At 35.4% G+C, this 23,367-nt stretch carries 13 protein-coding genes and 3 CRISPR repeat arrays (1 of these 16 only partly in view); of the genes, 2 read left to right on the plus strand and 11 right to left on the minus strand.

Features of this window, described 5'->3' with window-relative positions; genetic code table 11:
* Nucleotides 1–11 precede the first annotated feature (11 nt).
* Nucleotides 12–9,124: a CRISPR direct-repeat array (repeat unit 30 nt; unit sequence GTTTCAATTCCTTATAGGTAATCTAGGTAC).
* Between the two features lie 145 nt (nt 9,125–9,269).
* From cas2 to LJD61_RS06430, 11 genes are all read right to left on the minus strand, one after another.
* Entirely contained in the window at nt 9,270–9,533 is a 264-nt protein-coding gene (gene cas2 / locus LJD61_RS06380; protein ID WP_255226694.1) for a CRISPR-associated endonuclease Cas2, read from the minus strand.
* A gap of 1 nt (nt 9,534) precedes the next feature.
* The gene (gene cas1b / locus LJD61_RS06385; RefSeq protein ID WP_255226695.1) at nt 9,535–10,527 is read right to left on the minus strand and encodes a type I-B CRISPR-associated endonuclease Cas1b; all 993 of its coding nucleotides are present in this window, start codon (nt 10,525–10,527) and stop codon (nt 9,535–9,537) included.
* Nucleotides 10,528–10,539: 12 nt separating this feature from the next.
* On the minus strand, nt 10,540–11,031 hold the full coding sequence (gene cas4, locus LJD61_RS06390; protein ID WP_255226696.1) for a CRISPR-associated protein Cas4: 492 nt from the start codon (nt 11,029–11,031) through the stop codon (nt 10,540–10,542).
* Between the two features lie 8 nt (nt 11,032–11,039).
* Entirely contained in the window at nt 11,040–13,274 is a 2,235-nt protein-coding gene (gene cas3, locus LJD61_RS06395) for a CRISPR-associated helicase Cas3' (protein ID WP_255226697.1), read from the minus strand.
* Between the two features lie 19 nt (nt 13,275–13,293).
* Nucleotides 13,294–14,016, minus strand: a complete 723-nt coding sequence (gene cas5 / locus LJD61_RS06400) for a CRISPR-associated protein Cas5 (protein WP_255226698.1) — start codon at nt 14,014–14,016, stop codon at nt 13,294–13,296.
* Nucleotides 14,017–14,033: 17 nt separating this feature from the next.
* Complete coding sequence (gene cas7i, locus LJD61_RS06405; protein WP_255226699.1) at nt 14,034–14,918, minus strand: type I-B CRISPR-associated protein Cas7/Cst2/DevR; 885 nt, start codon at nt 14,916–14,918, stop codon at nt 14,034–14,036.
* Nucleotides 14,911–16,608, minus strand: a complete 1,698-nt coding sequence (locus LJD61_RS06410) for a hypothetical protein (RefSeq protein WP_255226700.1) — start codon at nt 16,606–16,608, stop codon at nt 14,911–14,913. The genes cas7i and LJD61_RS06410 overlap by 8 nt, the downstream gene beginning before the upstream one ends.
* Nucleotides 16,609–16,622: 14 nt before the next feature.
* On the minus strand, nt 16,623–17,354 hold the full coding sequence (gene cas6 / locus LJD61_RS06415; RefSeq protein ID WP_255226701.1) for a CRISPR-associated endoribonuclease Cas6: 732 nt from the start codon (nt 17,352–17,354) through the stop codon (nt 16,623–16,625).
* 485 nt (nt 17,355–17,839) lie between these two features.
* Nucleotides 17,840–18,295, minus strand: a complete 456-nt coding sequence (gene tnpA / locus LJD61_RS06420; RefSeq protein ID WP_255225459.1) for an IS200/IS605 family transposase — start codon at nt 18,293–18,295, stop codon at nt 17,840–17,842.
* A gap of 163 nt (nt 18,296–18,458) precedes the next feature.
* Nucleotides 18,459–18,812 (minus strand): type II toxin-antitoxin system HicB family antitoxin, encoded by a 354-nt coding sequence (locus tag LJD61_RS06425; RefSeq protein WP_408615001.1) that lies wholly within the window; start codon nt 18,810–18,812, stop codon nt 18,459–18,461.
* A 48-nt stretch (nt 18,813–18,860) separates the two neighbouring features.
* The gene (locus LJD61_RS06430; protein ID WP_255226703.1) at nt 18,861–19,082 is read right to left on the minus strand and encodes a type II toxin-antitoxin system HicA family toxin; all 222 of its coding nucleotides are present in this window, start codon (nt 19,080–19,082) and stop codon (nt 18,861–18,863) included.
* A 147-nt stretch (nt 19,083–19,229) separates the two neighbouring features.
* Nucleotides 19,230–19,592: a CRISPR direct-repeat array (repeat unit 30 nt; unit sequence GTTTCAATTCCTTATAGGTACTCTAGTAAC).
* Between the two features lie 125 nt (nt 19,593–19,717).
* Here LJD61_RS06430 and LJD61_RS06435 point away from each other — a divergent pair.
* Nucleotides 19,718–20,161, plus strand: coding sequence for a transposase family protein (locus LJD61_RS06435; protein ID WP_255226704.1), 444 nt, complete (start codon nt 19,718–19,720; stop codon nt 20,159–20,161).
* Nucleotides 20,154–21,476 carry an ISL3 family transposase gene (locus tag LJD61_RS06440; protein WP_255226705.1) on the plus strand — a complete coding sequence of 441 codons (1,323 nt, stop codon included), beginning with the start codon at nt 20,154–20,156 and terminating at the stop codon, nt 21,474–21,476. Before LJD61_RS06435 ends, LJD61_RS06440 begins: the two co-directional genes overlap by 8 nt.
* Nucleotides 21,477–21,540: 64 nt before the next feature.
* A CRISPR array of direct repeats spans nt 21,541–23,367; the repeat unit is 30 nt; unit sequence GTTTCAATTCCTTATAGGTACTCTAGTAAC; it runs 1,501 nt beyond the window's last position.

The following is a 23,367-nucleotide window of genomic DNA, read 5'->3' on the forward strand; positions in this document are numbered from 1 at the left end:
GCTTGAGCGGGGTTTCAATTCCTTATAGGTAATCTAGGTACGCTGTTTTCAAGCCCGGTGCAGTCCTTGCCGGTGTGTTTCAATTCCTTATAGGTAATCTAGGTACGGCTTTTTCTAAAGTGCAACGACCAATATTCATGACCTGTTTCAATTCCTTATAGGTAATCTAGGTACCCTCCACTAATGGCAAGACGGCAGTGTTAATAGGTAGTTTCAATTCCTTATAGGTAATCTAGGTACGTGATGGCTGGCAACTGATATAAGGAGGGGAAAAGTTTCAATTCCTTATAGGTAATCTAGGTACCTAGAAGCTGAACAGCAAATTCAACTGGACAAGCCGTTTCAATTCCTTATAGGTAATCTAGGTACCCTTGTTGAATCAGGAGATGACAAGAGTGTTACGAAGTTTCAATTCCTTATAGGTAATCTAGGTACAAACCGTCAAGGAGCTCAGAGAATGCGGTATAAAAGGTTTCAATTCCTTATAGGTAATCTAGGTACCTTCAGCTTTTTCTTTCGCTCTTACTTCAGCAGGCTTGTTTCAATTCCTTATAGGTAATCTAGGTACGACAAGAGATTATGAGTATACCCAATTTTGACAAAAAGTTTCAATTCCTTATAGGTAATCTAGGTACCGCTCAAAAAACTTTGGCTTATCCCGACCTTGGAAGCGTTTCAATTCCTTATAGGTAATCTAGGTACTGTCAAGCAGTTTGATACAAGCGCAAGTAAAGCGAGTTTCAATTCCTTATAGGTAATCTAGGTACTTTTATCTGCTTGAAACTTTTGTATTAAATCTCGGTTTCAATTCCTTATAGGTAATCTAGGTACTGTCTGTATAATAGATTAACTTGAGTACCATCCAAGTTTCAATTCCTTATAGGTAATCTAGGTACTATTTTAAAGAGATGCAGGTCGACACTGTTGTTATGTTTCAATTCCTTATAGGTAATCTAGGTACACAACCCAAATCCCTTATATAGTTACCAATCATGCGTTTCAATTCCTTATAGGTAATCTAGGTACCTTTAATATCTATATCAAAGTCCCCACTATTTCAGGGGTTTCAATTCCTTATAGGTAATCTAGGTACCCTCCTTATTCTTCAAACTGTTTTACTTTATCTATGTTTCAATTCCTTATAGGTAATCTAGGTACCAAGCAATGAACGTTCGGGCTTTCCGGCTATGCCGGTTTCAATTCCTTATAGGTAATCTAGGTACTACTGTTGACGGGCTATGAATGCCTAAAAACCCTTGTTTCAATTCCTTATAGGTAATCTAGGTACATTGATAGTCTATTGCACGATCGGAGGGTATCACAGTTTCAATTCCTTATAGGTAATCTAGGTACATCTTGCCTTGATCGATATATCTCTCGTCTGAGCGTTGTTTCAATTCCTTATAGGTAATCTAGGTACAATTGCCACCAGTCACAATCACTTGTTATTGACATGTTTCAATTCCTTATAGGTAATCTAGGTACCACTTCTCCGGTGTCCACTTCGACCATTTCTATGCCGTTTCAATTCCTTATAGGTAATCTAGGTACTGTTTTGCATTGAACGTTTTGGAGAAATTGTCTGAATGTTTCAATTCCTTATAGGTAATCTAGGTACCTGTCATTATGTTTTATTGTGTGCTTAATTATATATGTTTCAATTCCTTATAGGTAATCTAGGTACGCACTTACTCCGGAAGAATTGGAGCTGTTAAGAGAGTTTCAATTCCTTATAGGTAATCTAGGTACGACTTTGCTTATTATTGATGAATGTGCATCAATGTTGTTTCAATTCCTTATAGGTAATCTAGGTACAGGCATATCGGATGGCACTAGGCCAAAAGAGCATAGTTTCAATTCCTTATAGGTAATCTAGGTACCAAAAGGGGCTTTTGCGATATTTTCACCATTTATTTTGTTTCAATTCCTTATAGGTAATCTAGGTACGAGCAAAGAGCGAGGGAGAATGCAGAGGCTGCAGAGTTTCAATTCCTTATAGGTAATCTAGGTACTTGCTGTAAAGGCTGGGACCTCTCCCCCTTTCAGGTGTTTCAATTCCTTATAGGTAATCTAGGTACATACTTTGCTCGGCATTCATCACAATATCGTTGACTGGTTTCAATTCCTTATAGGTAATCTAGGTACATAAAGCGGCTTACAACGCTGGAAATATGGCAGAGTTTCAATTCCTTATAGGTAATCTAGGTACTCAAATTTACTTTGAGAATCCTCTTGAGCTTCAGTTTGTTTCAATTCCTTATAGGTAATCTAGGTACCGGCTGCATCGATTATATCATATTTTGTATCTAAATAGTTTCAATTCCTTATAGGTAATCTAGGTACCCCGGAAGAGGCTAGGGCCTATGTTGAAAAACATGGTTTCAATTCCTTATAGGTAATCTAGGTACCTGAGGTAAAAAAAATTATGCTTCGTGTTTCATTTTGTTTCAATTCCTTATAGGTAATCTAGGTACGTAGAGCAGGGTTTCTCCGCTTTCTACAAGAGCCAGTTTCAATTCCTTATAGGTAATCTAGGTACTTATGATATTTGTAATTTTTTAGACATAGAAATAGGTTTCAATTCCTTATAGGTAATCTAGGTACGCCTGTCAAAACCTAAATCCGGTCTTTTCGTACTACAGTTTCAATTCCTTATAGGTAATCTAGGTACCTTACAAATTTTCAAAAGCCCTGAATTTGGGCAAGGTTTCAATTCCTTATAGGTAATCTAGGTACTCGCTATCTTTTTCAATTTTCTCCGCCCCATTTACGTTTCAATTCCTTATAGGTAATCTAGGTACGCTCAGTTCGCAGACTATTGCGGCGCCTGGCAGAGGTTTCAATTCCTTATAGGTAATCTAGGTACATGCCCAAATCAATAGCTTTCGTAATAACAGGGCCGTTTCAATTCCTTATAGGTAATCTAGGTACCCTCAATACTCTTTGGCAGGCCTTGTATGGTTTTGTCGTTTCAATTCCTTATAGGTAATCTAGGTACCTGCTACAGCTATCCCTACAGGGCTTGTGAGAAATGTGTTTCAATTCCTTATAGGTAATCTAGGTACTCTCCGCACCGCTCAAAGCCCGTAGACACAGAGTAGTTTCAATTCCTTATAGGTAATCTAGGTACTGGCTACCCTATAGCTCCCCCATGTTTTATAGTCGTAGTTTCAATTCCTTATAGGTAATCTAGGTACACAAATGATTGTATTAAATGCAAGAATAATCAAAGTTTCAATTCCTTATAGGTAATCTAGGTACTATCGTTTATTTTTACCCCATATTGGGTCTTGTTTAGTTTCAATTCCTTATAGGTAATCTAGGTACGACGGCAGGGGGGATATTGACCTCAAACAAACTAACGTTTCAATTCCTTATAGGTAATCTAGGTACGGGTAAACCTTTTTTCTCATGAATCCAACTCCTTCGCAGTTTCAATTCCTTATAGGTAATCTAGGTACGTTTATGTACTATTGTGAGCTTGCCGGGCTCATTTTGTTTCAATTCCTTATAGGTAATCTAGGTACCAACTATTAGTTATATTATAACCAATAGTTATAAAGTTTCAATTCCTTATAGGTAATCTAGGTACTCAAAAACGTAAAACATAAGGGGAGTGGTTGCATTGTTTCAATTCCTTATAGGTAATCTAGGTACTCTGCCTTGTGCTATGAAGCTTATTAATACCGGATGAGTTTCAATTCCTTATAGGTAATCTAGGTACTCCAGGCTTCTCTTTTTTCTGTGTTGCTTTACTTCGTTTCAATTCCTTATAGGTAATCTAGGTACCCAGTAGCCGTTTTTGGTGCTTTCTCCGTGGTAGATATGTTTCAATTCCTTATAGGTAATCTAGGTACGTCAGCCTTACTGTTTGCGTATTCGCATATTAATTTGTTTCAATTCCTTATAGGTAATCTAGGTACTTATGGCTGCAACCCAAGGTCGGCGCCTTCTACCCGAGTTTCAATTCCTTATAGGTAATCTAGGTACTCCCAGGCTTTCAATTCTTCACCCTGCTGAAGCTTAGTTTCAATTCCTTATAGGTAATCTAGGTACATTATTAAACTTCGGCAGCTTGTCCCTATACAAAAGGTTTCAATTCCTTATAGGTAATCTAGGTACAAAGGCTAGTAGAACAAGCTAACGAATATATAAAATGTTTCAATTCCTTATAGGTAATCTAGGTACTGCTTCACTTCCACCGCTAGAAGCTTCTTATTTTCAAGTTTCAATTCCTTATAGGTAATCTAGGTACTTAAATGCACAATGGAAGAAATTTTTTTGCCCTAGTTTCAATTCCTTATAGGTAATCTAGGTACGCCATGATTTTGTTTTCTGTTAGCCTTACGCTGTAGTTTCAATTCCTTATAGGTAATCTAGGTACAAGAAGCAGATCGCCAAGAAATATGATACAACGGGTTTCAATTCCTTATAGGTAATCTAGGTACTTTATTTCCTTCTCTAGCTTGCCCCATATTTCGGGTGTTTCAATTCCTTATAGGTAATCTAGGTACCAATCAATCTTGCAAAACTCACAAGGTAGTTGATGTTTCAATTCCTTATAGGTAATCTAGGTACAAACACCCTCCTATAGGCGCATATTTCCCTAGCTTGTTTCAATTCCTTATAGGTAATCTAGGTACTTTATGTTGTGTCCCATATCTGTTACTTTCTTTTGTTTCAATTCCTTATAGGTAATCTAGGTACGAATCGTTCAAAAAGCAAAGCCGAATTGGGTTATGTTTCAATTCCTTATAGGTAATCTAGGTACTTTGCAGGTAAGCCTCAATTGGAGGTTGCTACTGTGTTTCAATTCCTTATAGGTAATCTAGGTACCCTGGCGTTTCAGGGAGCTTACTAAGCAAAAAGGTGTTTCAATTCCTTATAGGTAATCTAGGTACCATCCTTTTCATTTCCACTGCTTCTTCTTTTGTCATAGGTTTCAATTCCTTATAGGTAATCTAGGTACGGGGGATAGGCTATGGCGAATACGAGCGCAAAGAAGCGTTTCAATTCCTTATAGGTAATCTAGGTACATAAGGAAAGAATAGTTCCTGTCGGCTTGTATACGTTTCAATTCCTTATAGGTAATCTAGGTACAAGGAATAAAGTTCTTCAACTATTTAAAGATATTGTTTCAATTCCTTATAGGTAATCTAGGTACGTTCTGAAATTTGTTTCATCAGGTTCTTTTTCATCAGGTTTCAATTCCTTATAGGTAATCTAGGTACTATGGCGCGGCACAGAAAACGATAGCGACAATTTTTGTTTCAATTCCTTATAGGTAATCTAGGTACGTAGCCGTTTTTGGTGCTTTCTCCGTGGTAGATATGTTTCAATTCCTTATAGGTAATCTAGGTACACCCGAGAACTGGCGAGAAGAACTGAATAAGATACGTTTCAATTCCTTATAGGTAATCTAGGTACTTGCTGAGATTGTAATTGCTGAGTTAACAAGTCAAGTTTCAATTCCTTATAGGTAATCTAGGTACATGATAGAATAAAAATTTAACTTGCAGAAAAATAGGTTTCAATTCCTTATAGGTAATCTAGGTACACTAGTCAGCTTACGGTTAAATTTCTTGTTGATTATGCGTTTCAATTCCTTATAGGTAATCTAGGTACGATTGCGCCGGAATGAAGTTCTTAGCCTTGATTATGAGTTTCAATTCCTTATAGGTAATCTAGGTACTTTCTCACTGGCCCAATAGGCATAGCAATAATCGCCAGTTTCAATTCCTTATAGGTAATCTAGGTACGGTTACACCTGATACAGACAAGGTTATTCTCACTAGTTTCAATTCCTTATAGGTAATCTAGGTACCCGTTTCTACAGCGAGATGCTTCATGAGTTTGTCCAGTTTCAATTCCTTATAGGTAATCTAGGTACCTAGAAATACAAACGCTTGGGTATGAAAAAGAAAGTTTCAATTCCTTATAGGTAATCTAGGTACCTTACGTCAGCTTCGTGTACCCATCCGGCAGCCTTGTTTCAATTCCTTATAGGTAATCTAGGTACAAAAGATTTTACGATTACATCCAGAGGCTGTCATAAGTTTCAATTCCTTATAGGTAATCTAGGTACCCAACGCTTTTATATAGTGACAGCCTTTCGATGACGGTTTCAATTCCTTATAGGTAATCTAGGTACCAAATAATCAAACGCATAGAAGGATTGCAGAGCGTGTTTCAATTCCTTATAGGTAATCTAGGTACCTTCTCCGCATTCTTCGTATACAGTCCTTTGCAGAGTTTCAATTCCTTATAGGTAATCTAGGTACCTTGGCTTGCCCTTTCGGCAGCCCTAATGCCGACAAGTTTCAATTCCTTATAGGTAATCTAGGTACTCATAAAATAAAATGTCCTTTTTGTTCATAAGTTTAAGGTTTCAATTCCTTATAGGTAATCTAGGTACCTTATTTCCTCCACTTAGTGCTCCCCCTTTCTGGTGTTTCAATTCCTTATAGGTAATCTAGGTACAGGGTGACTATTGAGCCTTATACGCAAGGCACATATGTTTCAATTCCTTATAGGTAATCTAGGTACCCCAATGTGGATGTTACAGATGCAGGAGTTGTTTAGTTTCAATTCCTTATAGGTAATCTAGGTACTTGCTACAGATATAACGTAATATGCTGCTATTGCCAGTTTCAATTCCTTATAGGTAATCTAGGTACTCCCTCCCTTTGATAAAACTAAGCAATTTTTTCCTGTTTCAATTCCTTATAGGTAATCTAGGTACTCTATATATCTCAGGCAAAACCAAGAAGCAGATCGCGTTTCAATTCCTTATAGGTAATCTAGGTACAAAATAAATCGGCTTATGGCAGATATGATGCTTGCGTTTCAATTCCTTATAGGTAATCTAGGTACTATAGCCGATCCAAAAACAAATACAGAAAACATGGGTTTCAATTCCTTATAGGTAATCTAGGTACTTGAGAACTTCGGTATTGTTTAGGCCAGCGAGTTCTGCGTTTCAATTCCTTATAGGTAATCTAGGTACTATGGGTCATCTTCTACATATCCTGATTCTAGATAGTGTTTCAATTCCTTATAGGTAATCTAGGTACTTTCTCCCTGTGCTCTGTTTTTACCATTTACAAGGTTTCAATTCCTTATAGGTAATCTAGGTACAAACTTTGATTTCTTAATTCCTGAGATCTGGAGAGGTTTCAATTCCTTATAGGTAATCTAGGTACGATAAACTTATTCAAGAAGGATATGAGCCTAGCACTAGTTTCAATTCCTTATAGGTAATCTAGGTACCTCCTGCTGGGGGAGAAGCCTATGTTGTTCATTTAGTTTCAATTCCTTATAGGTAATCTAGGTACCCTTATGCTTGCCCTTACAAGGTCTTTTACAATGTGTTTCAATTCCTTATAGGTAATCTAGGTACCTTCTCTTCCTCCTAAGTTCACGATTTCGTGATTTCTGTTTCAATTCCTTATAGGTAATCTAGGTACTCTTTTCATTTTTATTTTTCCTCCTTCATTTTTTCTCTGTTTCAATTCCTTATAGGTAATCTAGGTACGGGTATCTCTACCCTCTATCATTGTAAATCTTTTCAATGTTTCAATTCCTTATAGGTAATCTAGGTACGGATGAAGGATTGCATGTCCAAGTTCATGCCGCAAAGTTTCAATTCCTTATAGGTAATCTAGGTACCTTCTGATCAAGTACAAGTCGGCGTAAACCTAGCTGAGTTTCAATTCCTTATAGGTAATCTAGGTACCTTGAATTTGCCAATGAAATGTTAGAACAAATGAAACGTTTCAATTCCTTATAGGTAATCTAGGTACTTGAACTCTTTGATACCTCTACGGCTTCAGCGAAGTTTCAATTCCTTATAGGTAATCTAGGTACATCTTGCATATAATCAACCACAACTTCAGTGGCAGTGTTTCAATTCCTTATAGGTAATCTAGGTACCTCCGTTATCTCCATACACTGTTGCATTCCGCCCTTGTTTCAATTCCTTATAGGTAATCTAGGTACTGTTGAGGAAAATATGGGGCTGGTGAGGGCAAGCATGTTTCAATTCCTTATAGGTAATCTAGGTACACCTTTAAGCAACACCAAGCGCCATATCCAGAGGTTGTTTCAATTCCTTATAGGTAATCTAGGTACGCATCCAAAGTCGCTATCAGCAATATCAAACATAGTTTCAATTCCTTATAGGTAATCTAGGTACCCTCATACTGAAAGCCTCTGCATGTCCAATCCGGGTGTTTCAATTCCTTATAGGTAATCTAGGTACTTGAGGAGGAAGCAAGCTGTAATTGCAAATTTTCCTAGTTTCAATTCCTTATAGGTAATCTAGGTACGGAATATGTTTTTTCAGACTCATAGACATTTGGGGTAGTTTCAATTCCTTATAGGTAATCTAGGTACCGACCTCCAATTTGTAATATGTTGGTAATGTTAATGTTTCAATTCCTTATAGGTAATCTAGGTACCGGCAGTTCCAGCATCAACTACGATGATACAGTCGGTTTCAATTCCTTATAGGTAATCTAGGTACTCAGCGGCTTCAAAATCTATGTTGCAGCCATCAGACAGTTTCAATTCCTTATAGGTAATCTAGGTACACTGACAGAAAATGGAGAGACTTGCGAGAGCATGGGTTGTTTCAATTCCTTATAGGTAATCTAGGTACTCCATCCCTTTCCTATTTTTATTGGCAAAAGTATAGTTTCAATTCCTTATAGGTAATCTAGGTACGTTCTGTCCTCATTCTCAACATAGCTGGATTGAAGCAGTTTCAATTCCTTATAGGTAATCTAGGTACTAAAAACATCCCGAAGGTGTATAATTTGTATCAAAAGTTTCAATTCCTTATAGGTAATCTAGGTACCCTCTCTCATCTCCACAATCATCGTAAATCGGAGCGTCGTTTCAATTCCTTATAGGTAATCTAGGTACATTTTGGCTTCAAGCCTATAGCTTCATATATCTTATGTTTCAATTCCTTATAGGTAATCTAGGTACTTTATGGTTAAAGAGTCTATATATAATGACTCAACAGTTTCAATTCCTTATAGGTAATCTAGGTACCTGTAATTGCTCTCAATGTTACATTTGTGAATACTTCGTTTCAATTCCTTATAGGTAATCTAGGTACCCGTGCACATGGCACTGTTACTACATTTCCATTTTATCATATTAATGTACTTTGTTATCGTTAAAGTCCTAAACCATTAATTTTGCTTATTTATAGGCTTTATCGATATCCTACATTTTTTACGCTATTATAGGTCGATAAAGTTTTATAAAAAAATAGATTGAGGGTTTTTTTCTACCCCAATTACCTCTCTAGTGGAATATTTCATATTGGCAAAGGTATATATTATCAAAGAATCCTCATCCTTATCCATCTTCATGGAAAGCTCATGCGTTAGTTTCTTATAATTTGCCTGAGTAATTTCTCCTTCAAAAACAGAATTTTGTACCCAAGTCAAATATTTTCTGCATATTTTTAGGGCTTTTGCAACTCTTCTTTCTCCAAAATCATAAAATAGAATAACAAACATGCTACCACCCCGCTACAAATCCTTCGTATTTTTCATTTTCAGTTATATGTTTTTGTATCTTGTAGAGCTCAAGTCTTATCAATCTTTTATAGCTTACACTTGCATTTAGCCTCGGATGTTTTATTACCGTATCCAGTTTCCCATTGTATTCTTCTATGAATTTTTTCTTTCCCTTTTCTGAAATCAATATACCGTTGAAATCTTTTTCAAAATCTTTTTTTGTTATAATGCCCTTGTTTAGAAGTGCAAAAATGGTTCTGTCCACAATAATCGGCTTGAATATTTCAGCTATGTCCAAGTTTAAAGTAAATCGCCTTTCATTAGTTGAATGCAAATACCCTATTCTGGGATCTAGATGAGTTTGATATATTTCGCCAAGTACTGTTGTATACATAATTGAGTTACCGAAACTGATGAGCGAATTAATGTTATCAAGAGGTGGCCTTTTGCTGCGGCCTGTAAATTTGAAATCAGTATTTTTTATAATTTCATTAAAGCAACTATAATATTCATCCCTGATGTTTCCTTCCAAAGCCATTAGCTGCTCAATCTTATTGACATCCTGCATTTTGTTTAACTTATCTGTTATACTTACAATATTGCATTCTAAATCTGATCCTCTTCCATTATAGTATTTAATAATGACAATGATATTTTTTACTGCTGTTTCTATTATTCCTCGTGCTAATTCCATTCTTTTATTATAATCCAAGTAATGCTCTGCCTGTTTTAGTATTGCATATCCAGAATTCAAGTGTTCTCTTGGATAAAAGCTTCCACTATAATATCCATAATAATTAAAAAAATGAAGACAGATTTCTTTTTGCGATACAAAATCAAGCAGCGATTTGTTTATAGTTACTTCACCAAAAAACCATATATTGTTTATCTCCTCTATAGGAATATATTTTTTGCACTCTTCTGTTTCAAAAAGTATTGTGTTGTCTTTTCTTCTCATTTCCCCATTATTAAATATATATATTTCTCTTTTCAACACATAACCCCCTTAAGCATAGCAATACTCCCTGTATCCGCAACTTTTACAGTATTTATTCTTTATAATAGGCGGAGGCAGTATATTATTTATTATTGTTTCTATCTCTTTCTCTGTTTCTTCAAGAAGTAGGATCTTTTCTTCAGTTAATTTAACCTCAACTCGCTTCTTTTCCTCAGGATATAACAAAACACCCTTGGCATTGATCCCTGAATTTTTTAGTTCTCTCAAATAATACAGCAGTTGCATAGTTGAAGCTTCCTGAAATTTTGATGTTTTCTTTGTTTCGCCAATTATCATTTCATCTTTAGTTTTAAGTAAAACATCAAACTTAACATTACCAAATTCTATTTCTTTCTTTGACCTCTCATAAGATGTTTCATGTATAAACTTTCCGATTTCAATATTTGTATCTTTTTGATCAGGAATAATATTTCTGCTCATAAGCCAGACTTCCCGACTGCAAATAGCATAATACCACATTAATGTTCCATTGACTTCCATTTTACACCTCATAACATTTCCATGGTTTTATCGTTATACACCAAGCCCGTTGAGCTGCTATGTCCTATTGTATAGATAGGCAATTTATAATTGTTTTCACAATAATTTTTTCGAATATATTTATTAAATCTGCTTATCCCAACAGGAACCTCGAATAATGCTATCTTTGCATATTCTTTCTTAGCATATAATTCCTCAACTATTTCCTTAAACTCATATGGTATAATAGATACCTTGATATTATCCAAAAGCCTTGTTTTAAGCTTATCTTCATCATAATCCAAATCAAATATTATTTCCTCTTCAATTATTTGATTATATAGCTCTTGGCCTTTTTTATAATTTTCATCATATAAATCGAACCCTTCATATACTTCATCTACCATATCTAAAATCTCTCTTTCTGATAAACGCCTCTGATTCTTTTTTACTACTTCCTTTGATTTTATCAATACTTCATGATGTTCCTTATATACATATTTCTCTGATACCTCGGAATAGTCAAACACTATAAACTCAGAGTCTTGGTACTCACCATGCCTATTGCACCTGCCTGCTCGTTGCACTAGGCTGTCCATGGGAGCGCATTCGGAAAACATAATATTAAAGCTAATATCAAGAGAGACCTCCATTACCTGTGTAGATACTACTATTTGATAGCTATTATCTTTTTCCAGCCTATCCTCTTTTTCAATCCTATCTTTCATGATGAATTCTGAGTGAAGGCATAATGTATTATATTTTTCAGATAACTCCTCATACAATCTTTTAGCTGTCTCAATATTGTTGACTATTACTGCAACTTTCTTCCCCTGATTTGCATAGTTTCTAATTTCATCTTTTACATCATCTATTTTATTATTTATAAATCTCCATTTATTTTGCTTTCTATCCATGAATTCTGATGCAACTATGGGTGAGACTATACCCAATAACTCGCTAAAGTGAAGCAGCAGGAATTTTGGCATAGTTGCGCTCATTATCATGATGCGGCCTTGCAGCTTCTTTATTTTTTTTATCGTTTCCGTTATCAATGCCAGAGTAAATGTATCATACGCTTGAATCTCGTCAATAATTACAGAACTGCCCACGAGTGCATATTCCTTCAAAGACCAATATCTTGTATTAAATCCGCTTGTAAGCATTTGGTCAATTGTAGAAACCATAACAGGGGGGATAAAAACCTTGTATTGAAGCAGCTCCAGCCTTTCTTTATCTTTAAACTCATCATTTATTGCAAAATAAACGTCAGCATTGGAATGTGTAAGTCCGCAGTATTCTTCACTGAAATAATGCTTTGCAAGCCTGTTAAAAATACTATTTGAGGTAACCATAGTAGGCATAAGAAACAGAACCTTGCTCTTTTCTGCCTTTAAAGCCCATAATAATGAAGCTTCTGTCTTTCCAGACCCAGTAGGTGCTATAGCTACAACATCATTTGTAGCTATAGCACATTCCTTATGGAACTTTCTTTCGATAAATTGCTTCCCATCAGCTTCTACTTTCTGTTTTATCTTAGCTTTAAGACCATCCTGGGTTAATACTTGCTGCATTGGTTTTTTATCTGATGAGGAAATCCAGTCACAGTATTGTAATAATCCTTTACATATGGAATATAATGTTCTTATATTTTCTTTATTTAGGTTCAAATTAACAAAATATGATTCAAGAACATATTTTTCTAGCAATTTAAATACTGTTTCTTTTTTGATTTTGAATCTTTCAATATTCTTAACAAAGCCATATTCTTTTTTTGCATACTTCTGTGAGAGATTTAACCCATATTCATACTCTTCCTGTTTTAATAAAGGCCATGGCTGGTTGCTGTTCCATTCATTAGAGAAGCTGCTAAAGTTAATATCAAGACTCTTATGGTGGGACAGGACTGCAAAGTAATGAAATGGGAATTCTCTATAGTTTTTTTTAAAATAGTCCTGAGTGGCCAATATCATATAAACTACTGATAACAGCTCATGCCTGAAATTAATCGTCTTTAGCTTGCTGCCAAAGATTTTATTCTTCATCTCATTTTGAAAGTTTTCCGAAAGCTTACCGAAATCATGCAAGGAAACTGCTAAATATGCATTGCTTTCAAAAGCATCCATGCTATATTCTATATCACGCATTATATTGCTTAATGCTTCCTTATTTCTTTCAATCTCTTGATAAAATATATCTATGCATTTGCTTATGTGATAATCATAGCTGCCATTTTGCCCTTCAACAGATTTGGCATAGTACATATGAACACCCCGCTCAAATTTAACCAAATGTAAACAACGGTACTTTGCTATCCTTAAAGTTGTAAACAGTAACAGGTTTTTTTAGAATATGAAACTCCCCCAAAAAAGTAAATTTTCTAAATTCTGTAGCTATCCTCTCATCTTTTTCATTAAAGCTGAAATCAATCGGAAGGTTTTTTACAACTGGAGGCTTAATAGTTAATTTGATAGGTAAAGCTTTTACCTTTTCCCAATCTAATTCAAAATTATTGATATAGTTTCCATCTATCCAAGTACTTCTAATCTCAACGTGCTCACTACTGCTTATGTTATCACATTTTTCAACATTCTTTATCTTAACCAGTTCATCACTGTTTCCCAATGTCAGAGCATAGCGTGGGCATATAAATGCATTATACAGTTCATCTATCCTTTTTATATCATCACATGCAAAAAATATATATGCATCAATATCACATAGGAATTCTCTTAACAAGATTGCCTTAATAACTTCTTTACTCTTAATCTTTGAATAATTCCATAGATCTTTCCCTTTTCCCTGATTTTTCAATATGCATCCTACACTTACTCTGCAATCTTTAAAATATGCAAGTGCATCTTTAAAGCTTAGTCCTAAAGCCGCACCGGCAATACCTACTATGGTGCTAGGTGGCGGAACCAATATAGATTCTTGATAGAGGTGAGTATTCGGATCCCTGAAAGATGCTGTCATAGCATAGAGCGATACAATTATTCCTTTCATTGACATTCCTCTTCCTATTACTTATTGGAATAGGTATCTCTTACCCAGCTGCGAATAATATCAAAGCATTCGCCCAGCGTTATGAATTCATCTGTATCTTTCCCAAAGAATCCCTTTCTTTCACCTATTACTGAATTGATAATCTGGTTCTTAAAGTCTGAAATCGTATTCCTTATAAGCTCTGCTTCCACATTGTCATTTTCGCCTATCCTGATGCTTTCCATAAAGATTGGGTTTTTAACACTCATTAAAGAAGCGCACACTAATTTAGGTGATATGTCTGTCAAAAATCTACTTTGCCTGCCTACAGTCCATAGACTCTGAATTGCATCGACTAACGCCAGCACTCTTTTTGCCTTTTCATCATTATCCAAGCTGAGTTCATATTTATCACCTGTAGATTTTTCACCGATGCGATCTAGCTCTACCAGGATGGTACCGCAATAATATCCTGAATGTATTTCTGTTTCAAATATATTTGGGTTTCCACCAGAACTTACCGACATATAATTCGTTGCGAAATCAAGTTCTCCAAGATATGGAGTAAGAGCTACCAAAGGTGACACCCTCACTGGACTAGTCCTTTTGACAGTTTCTGCAGATGCATTCATAAATCCAAATAGATCATCATCAATATACTTCTGAGGATCACATTTAGTTGTTGCTGCACCTTTTTCCTTCTCCCCCGCAACTCCTTCAGATAATTTATGCCCCATTACTGACAATTGCTCTCTCAAAGCTCTTCTGACTGCTTGGGACGAGCAATAGGGATATTCCTTGCCGTCATACTTCCTGATTTTTTTGATGCTGGATATATTATCTACCTCTTTGTCCGACCCATTTAGTGAAGCATAAGTTGCCTTAGTCAAATAAGTAATTGTTAATGCTTTTGCTTTATTCATCCTTCTTATCCCCCTTTTCTTTTAAACTTGAATTATAGAAATTATAGCTGTTTAACGCACCCATGATACAATATCCCTTGAAATCTTCAAATGGTACTTCATTTAATACACCCTCAAGTATGGAATTTGATACTGATATACCATATCTAAACTGAAGAGTATTCAATTCTGTTATAAAATCCGTTACTGTACGGGTCTTTCTTAATGTAAATAAGTCGCCTTTAATTCTTTTCAGTATTTCCTTATTCTCACCTGAATCCTTATAAGCCTGATTAACGATTTGTTTGCCTAGTTTTACAGCAACATCAATCTGCTCTTTGTTCATGATATCCTCCTTTATTATCAAATAATACTCCAGCAAGAAATTGAGCATATTTGATACATTGATATACTTGCTTTCTTTCTCTTTGATTACTTTTCTGAATGTGATTGACTCAATATCCGTCAATATGCAATGTTTGCCAAGGATTTTTCTGAATATATTGTTCCTTGATGGCAGTAGTTTTCCTTTACTGTCGGTTTCATATAAAGCATAAAATATATCCTTTATGTTTACACCCTTGTCCATAAATTGATGAATAAGCCTATATGCATAACTCACATCGTTATAAAAAATCAGTTCTTTTGTAGTAAATGTTTTATTAATTTTATCAACGCTTATGATGATTATTTCTATGGGAGAAGAAATAACATCCCCTAAAAATTCAGTAAAGATATCTTGCTCATCAGCATCATTATTTAAAGTATAGCTTTTCAATATTCTATAGGTATCTACGAAATATGCCCAAAGCAGTTCGTAGGACATTTTTGATTTATCGATCAATCCGTCAGAATCAAACCCAATATTGCTATAGAAATAATCTTCATCTATTGACCTAAGTACCGAACTGCAGCCTATCTTTCTTTGATTATTAATACTATGAGCTAAATCAGGTGAATTCAGTATAAGCATAGAAAGGGAAGTTCTATTTTTATTATCCTTATAATTTATTTGCTTATAATTAACTGTTTCCATGGTAAACTTTGATACTAGTTCACATTCCCAGCATATCTTAGCGGGTTTTTTCCCTTGAGTATGAAAGGATGTGGTTGCATTGGTGCTTGCGAAAAGTAAAAAGGATGGTTGAGAAATATCATTAAGATTACTTGTTAACCTGCCGCATATGCTGCATGCACACTGCCGTTTAATATTCTCTTTGGGTAGTATTTTCAGCTTTTGATGTGATGTTGTTAGTGAATAAACTAATTTGTTTTGTTTACCAAAAAGTTTTCTCTTTGTATTCTTTAGATAATCATCCACTCTAGTCTTTAATATATCATCCATATCTTTATATTCAATACCATCTGCATCAAATTGTTTTACAAATAAAGATACAACAGGTGTTGCCTGTCTTTTTGGTGCTAGTGAGAACTCTTCTGTCTCAGGATTATACATTACTAATTCAAGTCTTTCTTTCTGAGATTTTGTAGATACATTCCAATAGCATGAAGCAAGCTCTTTGTAGCAATCCTGCAAGAATGCCCTGATATCATCTTCACTATCTCCTTGAAAAATCAGGCTATCAGAATCAAAGTTGATTCTGATATTATTATAATTCTGAGCTTGTTTTGTCCTATTTGCAATAAAGTATAAACCTGCAATACCGGCATCAAACCACCAATGATTCCTAACATGCATTTTGTATTCCAAAATATCCCTCCTCTCTATATTATTTTCACGCAGCCAAATCCCTGGCTATTTTTGCTCCCAAACCCCGCATCAACTCCTATTTGCAATAACTCTTTTCTGCCTTTTATTAAAAATCTACCTGAGGCTCCCTTTACTATTGTTTTCTTATAATAAGTAAGGTGTTGTCTTACCTTCCCTAATGGTATTACTTCAACATTAGGCTCTCCTATCCCATTTGTTATTGTATTTACTGCATTACATTTTCGCACAAGGTTTTCCTTAACCAATCTGTTGAAATCAGGTTCTCTGGGCATGAAATAGCAGGTATATTTGCTGTTATCAGGTTTTATAAATGTCGAATATACAACTATTGGAGATAATGTATCTATAATAATTTCATCTTTATCAACTATTTGATTGTCTATTTGAATTCGCTCAGTTTGAATACTATTTTGACCGATAAAAAGATGGTTGCTTTGCAGCATACTATTTGCAACTGATTTGCAAAAATTATCAAGAGGAGAAGATATTATCAACTTTGCCTTCTTTCCAAAATTAAATCTATCTTCTTCTGCTCTCCAGTCTCCAATAACACGAGAATAAGTGAACATCTTAAATGATCTGCCATTGGTAATATAACCTTTATCATGTAAAAATCTAGATAGTTTATTGTCAATATTATTATAAATAAAGGCTTGTATTATATTATTGTAATGTATAGGTAAAACAATGTTCTTTTCACTTATAAAACTAATACTTATCTGCACATAAGTCCCCCCATTTCTTACCTCTCCGGCATCCTCTTAGCCTGCTCAATGATCACTTTCTTTACTATCCCCGGCTCCAACACAGTCACGTCACTGCCAAATCCCAAAAACCCACTTGACTATTTCCAGTGTTCTAGTTGTGGCTTCTTTAAATAAATTTACATATGATAATTTTAATTATATTATTTGACATATTTCTGGATAATCCTTCAAATTTTTGAAAAGAACTTAATAATTTATGAGCCTTCAGAAATGCTTATAGGAAAGAGATAGATGTTTACAAAGCTTTTACCTAGGATATCCTCCACACTTCCACTCTGTTATGTCGTTTTGAAAATCAATAACTACCCGTAAAACGGGTAGTTTGCTCTGAGGCTATAAGCCTCTGTTACCGGCCAGCGCCTAAAGACGCTGGCTTTCACTTTGTTCAAGCTACTACGCCATTGCCACTTTTGCCGCCCCTAAAGGGACGAACGTACTACTTGCTACCCCTTGAAGGGGTCTTCGTATTCTTTTACACTTAATTTGTCTACCATTATGTCATGTTTCTCCTGCTCTTGTATGTATTTCCTTATTGTTGCTTCATTTAGTCCTACTGTGCTCACATAATAACCTTCTGCCCAGAAGTGTCTATTCCCATACTTATATTTTAAGTTTGCATGTTTATCAAATATCATTAGGGCACTTTTTCCTTTTAGATACCCCATAAAGCTCGATATACTCATTTTCGGTGGTATACTCACTAACATGTGTATATGATCTGGCATAAGGTGTCCTTCTATAATTTCTACTCCCTTATAATTGCATAGCTGCTTTAGAATATCCCGTATACTTTCTTTGTATTGATTATATATTATTTTTCGTCTATACTTGGGAGTGAATACAATATGATATTTACACATCCACTTAGTATGGGCCAAACTATTTTCTTTGTTTGCCATTAAAATCACCTTTCCTTTCGTTATCATAGTAGCTTGAACAACTCTATTATAACGGAAAGGTGATTTTTTTGTATAACTTCTGTCGCGCACCCGCATAGCGGGTGGTTTATTGTTTCGCAGGCTCAACAGACTAAAGTCCATAAGAAAAAAGAGCCTTTCGGCTCTATTTGCTCAATTTATACATTGCATATTGATTTAATGAGACTCCTTCTTGCTGTGCTTCAATCGCTAATCTTTTATGCAAGCTCTTTGGAATTCTAAGAATAAATTTACCGCTGTAATCTTCATCTCCCGCAGGATCAGGAATAGGATCTCCATATTCAATTTTTACTTCAAGCCAGCTTCTCATTGCCTCTCGTAAGCTTGCATAAGCTTCTTCAAAGGTTTCTCCTGTGCTTTGACAGCCATCTAATTCTAATACCCTGCCATAATAATAACTGCCGCTTTCATCTGTAACCGGCTGTATCAAATGATTGTATGGTAAACTCATGTAATAGTCAATATTCTTTTTATCCATTTCAGAAAGGTGGGAGTTAATTGTATCGTGAAGAATCAAGGGAATTTTTTATCTCCCTATTCTCCTAAGTACATCTTTTATATATACAGCCTTCAGAGGATTCTCTTCTTTTATGGTTATAACTTCTCCTCGCTCATTCCTAAATTGTCTATGTGAACCTGCGCTTCTTACTAATTCATATCCATAAGCATTTAATACTTTAGCAATCTCATTGAATTTTATTCCGTTAGGCTGTTTCTTCATCTTACATATTATTTTGTCAACTCCCACCTTTTAGTCACCTCCTTCTTCATTTATATAGTATCATATATAGTACCGCAAATCAATTATATCTTAACCTTCTCTTTATAAAAATATTTTAATCATAATAAAGGCAGCATAACATGGGCAGCCGGTGAAGTTCTGATTTATATACAGGTTTCAATTTCTTATAGATACTCTAGTAGCGAGGATGGAGAGCCTTGTGTCGGCTGGTGGCTGGAGTAGTTTCAATTCCTTATAGGTACCCTAGTAACCGGACTGACTGGCCTATCAAACAGAGCTTGCATGGAGTTTCAATTCCTTATAGGTACTCTAGTAACTATCATAGTATTCTTGCTCTTCTTCCTTCACAGCATCGTTTCAATTCCTTATAGGTACTCTAGTAACCCTAGCAAAGGGGAGAAAGCAAAAATGGACGTCAAATGTTTCAATTCCTTATAGGTACTCTAGTAGCGCTGACGAGTGACGTCACAAGCGTTATCCCTCCGGGTTTCAATTCCTTATAGGTACTCTAGTAACCACCATCTTCACCAAATAAGAAATATAGTAAGCGTACAATAGGTTCTTTCCCACTTTAGTTGAATAGTGATTGCATCTATATGGAACACTAAAATTAGCTAATAAAACTAATGGGAGTGTAACATATGAATGAATTTGTGAAATCGTTAGACCCGTCACTCAACTATTTAACCCATGAAACATATGAACACAAGATAATTATTGTTGTGGAATCAAGCCGTAGCGAAATAAATTGCCCTTATTGTGGGAAAATAGCATCCAAAGTACACTCAATATACCAAAGAAAACTTCAAGATTTGCCATTACAAGATAAACAAGTTACTATCTTACTAAACAACAGAAAATATTTTTGTGATAACCGGGAGTGCAGCCACAAAACTTTTGCAGAAAGATATGATTTTATTGAAAGTAAATCTCGCAAAACCAAAAGGCTTATAGATAAAATTTTAAGGTTATCCACCACGGTTAGTTCAGTATCAGCATCACAAATATTAAAAGCAGATGCTACTATTGTAAGCAAGAGTACTATCTGCAATCTACTTAAAAAAAATGCCTTGCATTATGGATAAAAGTAGCATTCGTAAAATTTGTATTGATGATTTTGCATTTAAGAAGCGGTATTCTTATGGAACAATTATGGTTGATCTTGATTCACATAAAATAATTGATATATTGGACTCCAGAGAAAAAGAACCAGTCATAGAATGGTTAAGAGACTATTCAAACCTTGAGATTGTATCCAGGGATGGATCACAAATTTATGCTTCTGCTATAGCAGAGACCCATCCAGGAGCTATACAAATTAGTGACCGGTTTCATCTTCTTAAAAATTTATCGGAGGCAGTGGAAAAATATATGTTGCGATTATTTCCCGCCCGCCTTGAAATACCAGCTACAGCGGAATCAAGAACACCCCAGATGCAAACTTTACTGGATACAAGAAACCGAGCACAACGGATACGTTTTGCTAAAGCAAAATATGAAGAAGGTTTAACTGTAAATGAAATTGCTCTTTTAATGCATTCATCACTTTCTACAATTAGTAAATACTTAGCTATGAAAGACGAAGATATCCCTGAAGACATTAGCTCTGCTAGGGAACGCCAACATAAAGAGGCTATATTTACAAAAGAGCAGAAAGTTGCCTACGTTCGTAAATTGTTTGAACAGGGATGCTCATTTGAAGAAATTAGCCGAATTACAGGACATGTATATAATACAATAAAAAGATATCTATCCGAAGATAATTCAAATATTAATGGACATTATGATTACCGACGCTCCGGAAAATTACAACCATATGAATCGGAAGTATTAGAATTACGTTCAAGGGGTATGACATATACCAGTATTGTAGAAATAATAAAGGAAAAGGGATATACGGGTACTGTTGCTGCGTTACGGGTTTTTATGCAAAAAGAGCGTGAACACCAAAAGCGATGTGAAACTGAAACTCCAGAATTAAAAGAGTATATACCTCGAAAGTGGATGGTTCAACTCATATACAAGACAATTGATGATGTAAAGGAAATCACACAGGAAAAATATGAAGCGATAATTGAAAAATACCCTATCCTAGGGAAAACATATCAAATGCTTAGAAGTTTTCATGAACTCATATTTTCTAAAAAGGTAGATAAATTAGAATCATGGATGGAAGAAACTCAAAAGCTTCAGATAACGGAAATAAATTCTTTTTTAGCTGGTTTACGAAAAGACCTTACTGCAGTAAAAAATTGCATCACTTATAGTTATAGTAATGGTCTTGCGGAAGGAAGTGTCAATAAGCTAAAAGTCATAAAGCGAATTATGTATGGTAGAAGCAGCTTTGAGCTTTTGAAATCAAAACTGCTCCTATTGGAATTATTTCATCAGATCAACTAAAGTGGGAAAGAACCTATTGTGCGCTTACAATACAACTCCAGATGTTACACATATTAAAAAATAGGTTTCAATTCCTTATAGGTACTCTAGTAACCGATTTAAACGCTATATTACCAACCAGCGTTACGAGGTTTCAATTCCTTATAGGTACTCTAGTAACTGATGGCATACAGTTCTATTGCCTTTATCTGTTATTATGTTTCAATTCCTTATAGGTACTCTAGTAACTCAAAGCATGTCAACGAGCTCGATAACCTGAATTAGTTTCAATTCCTTATAGGTACTCTAGTAACATAGCTCAAACGCTCGCCAGTTTTTCCACCATCTGAGTTTCAATTCCTTATAGGTACTCTAGTAACTGATGTCGTATTCATCTATATCATCAATGATAGTTGCGGTTTCAATTCCTTATAGGTACTCTAGTAACTATATTCTTTCATATCCTTGGGCAGATTTTCGGCAATGTTTCAATTCCTTATAGGTACTCTAGTAACCAGTCTTAACAGCGTTTAAAGCTGTAGTCATAGCGGGTTTCAATTCCTTATAGGTACTCTAGTAACGAGGAGGAAGCAAGCTGTAATTGCAAATTTTCCTAGTTTCAATTCCTTATAGGTACTCTAGTAACTCACACCATTCTTGAAACTGTCTGTATAATAGATGTTTCAATTCCTTATAGGTACTCTAGTAACCCATGCAGCTTCCCCCTTTAAATTATATTTAGCTCGTTTCAATTCCTTATAGGTACTCTAGTAACTCTCAGGCATCTACAGCCCTCCTATCCAACACTAGTTTCAATTCCTTATAGGTACTCTAGTAACTCAAATGGTGCAATCCCAAACATTTCATTGACTTCATGTTTCAATTCCTTATAGGTACTCTAGTAACGTATATCCATTTGCATATATTTCTTTAGCTATCTCGTTTCAATTCCTTATAGGTACTCTAGTAACTTTATTTCATCGGTAGCCATAATTTTGTTTTCCGTGTTTCAATTCCTTATAGGTACTCTAGTAACCATTTGCAAGGTTTTGCTGTATTGGTTTCTACGTCGTTTCAATTCCTTATAGGTACTCTAGTAACGGTCCGGTCTTTTTGTACTGCATAACGCTACTATGCGTTTCAATTCCTTATAGGTACTCTAGTAACTTAGGTGCCTGTTGGCCGCCTGTTGGCTGGTCTGTTATGTTTCAATTCCTTATAGGTACTCTAGTAACTTACTGGGCTGCAAAATGTTATCAGCGGTTTTAGAGGTTTCAATTCCTTATAGGTACTCTAGTAACCCACTATATTTAATAGTTCTAAAAACAAGTTCATAAGTTTCAATTCCTTATAGGTACTCTAGTAACGTACGTCTTAACAGCGTTTAAAGCTGTAGTCATAGCGGGTTTCAATTCCTTATAGGTACTCTAGTAACAGAGGTATAGAGGCATGTTTGTTAGTAACACGTTAGGTTTCAATTCCTTATAGGTACTCTAGTAACTTAAGTTTTACAGCGGCCACAATCACGCCGCCATAAGGTTTCAATTCCTTATAGGTACTCTAGTAACTCGCAATAGCCGCAAGGCGCGCTTCGATTTCCTGGTTTCAATTCCTTATAGGTACTCTAGTAACCGTTTGGTTGCTTGCATATTGAAGCCTATTCGCCGGTTTCAATTCCTTATAGGTACTCTAGTAACGTGAAGCCGTCCGGAAGAATAGCAGGGGAAAGCACGTGTTTCAATTCCTTATAGGTACTCTAGTAACTCAAGTGCTTTTGTCATGGCTTCAACAACATTGTTTAGTTTCAATTCCTTATAGGTACTCTAGTAACTCTTTTCATGGCTGTACCTCCATTCCCAGATAATCAGGTTTCAATTCCTTATAGGTACTCTAGTAACGTCCACCCATGCGC

The organism is Lutispora saccharofermentans, assembly GCF_024363565.1.
Taxonomy (GTDB): Bacteria; Bacillota; Clostridia; order Lutisporales; family Lutisporaceae; genus Lutispora; species Lutispora saccharofermentans.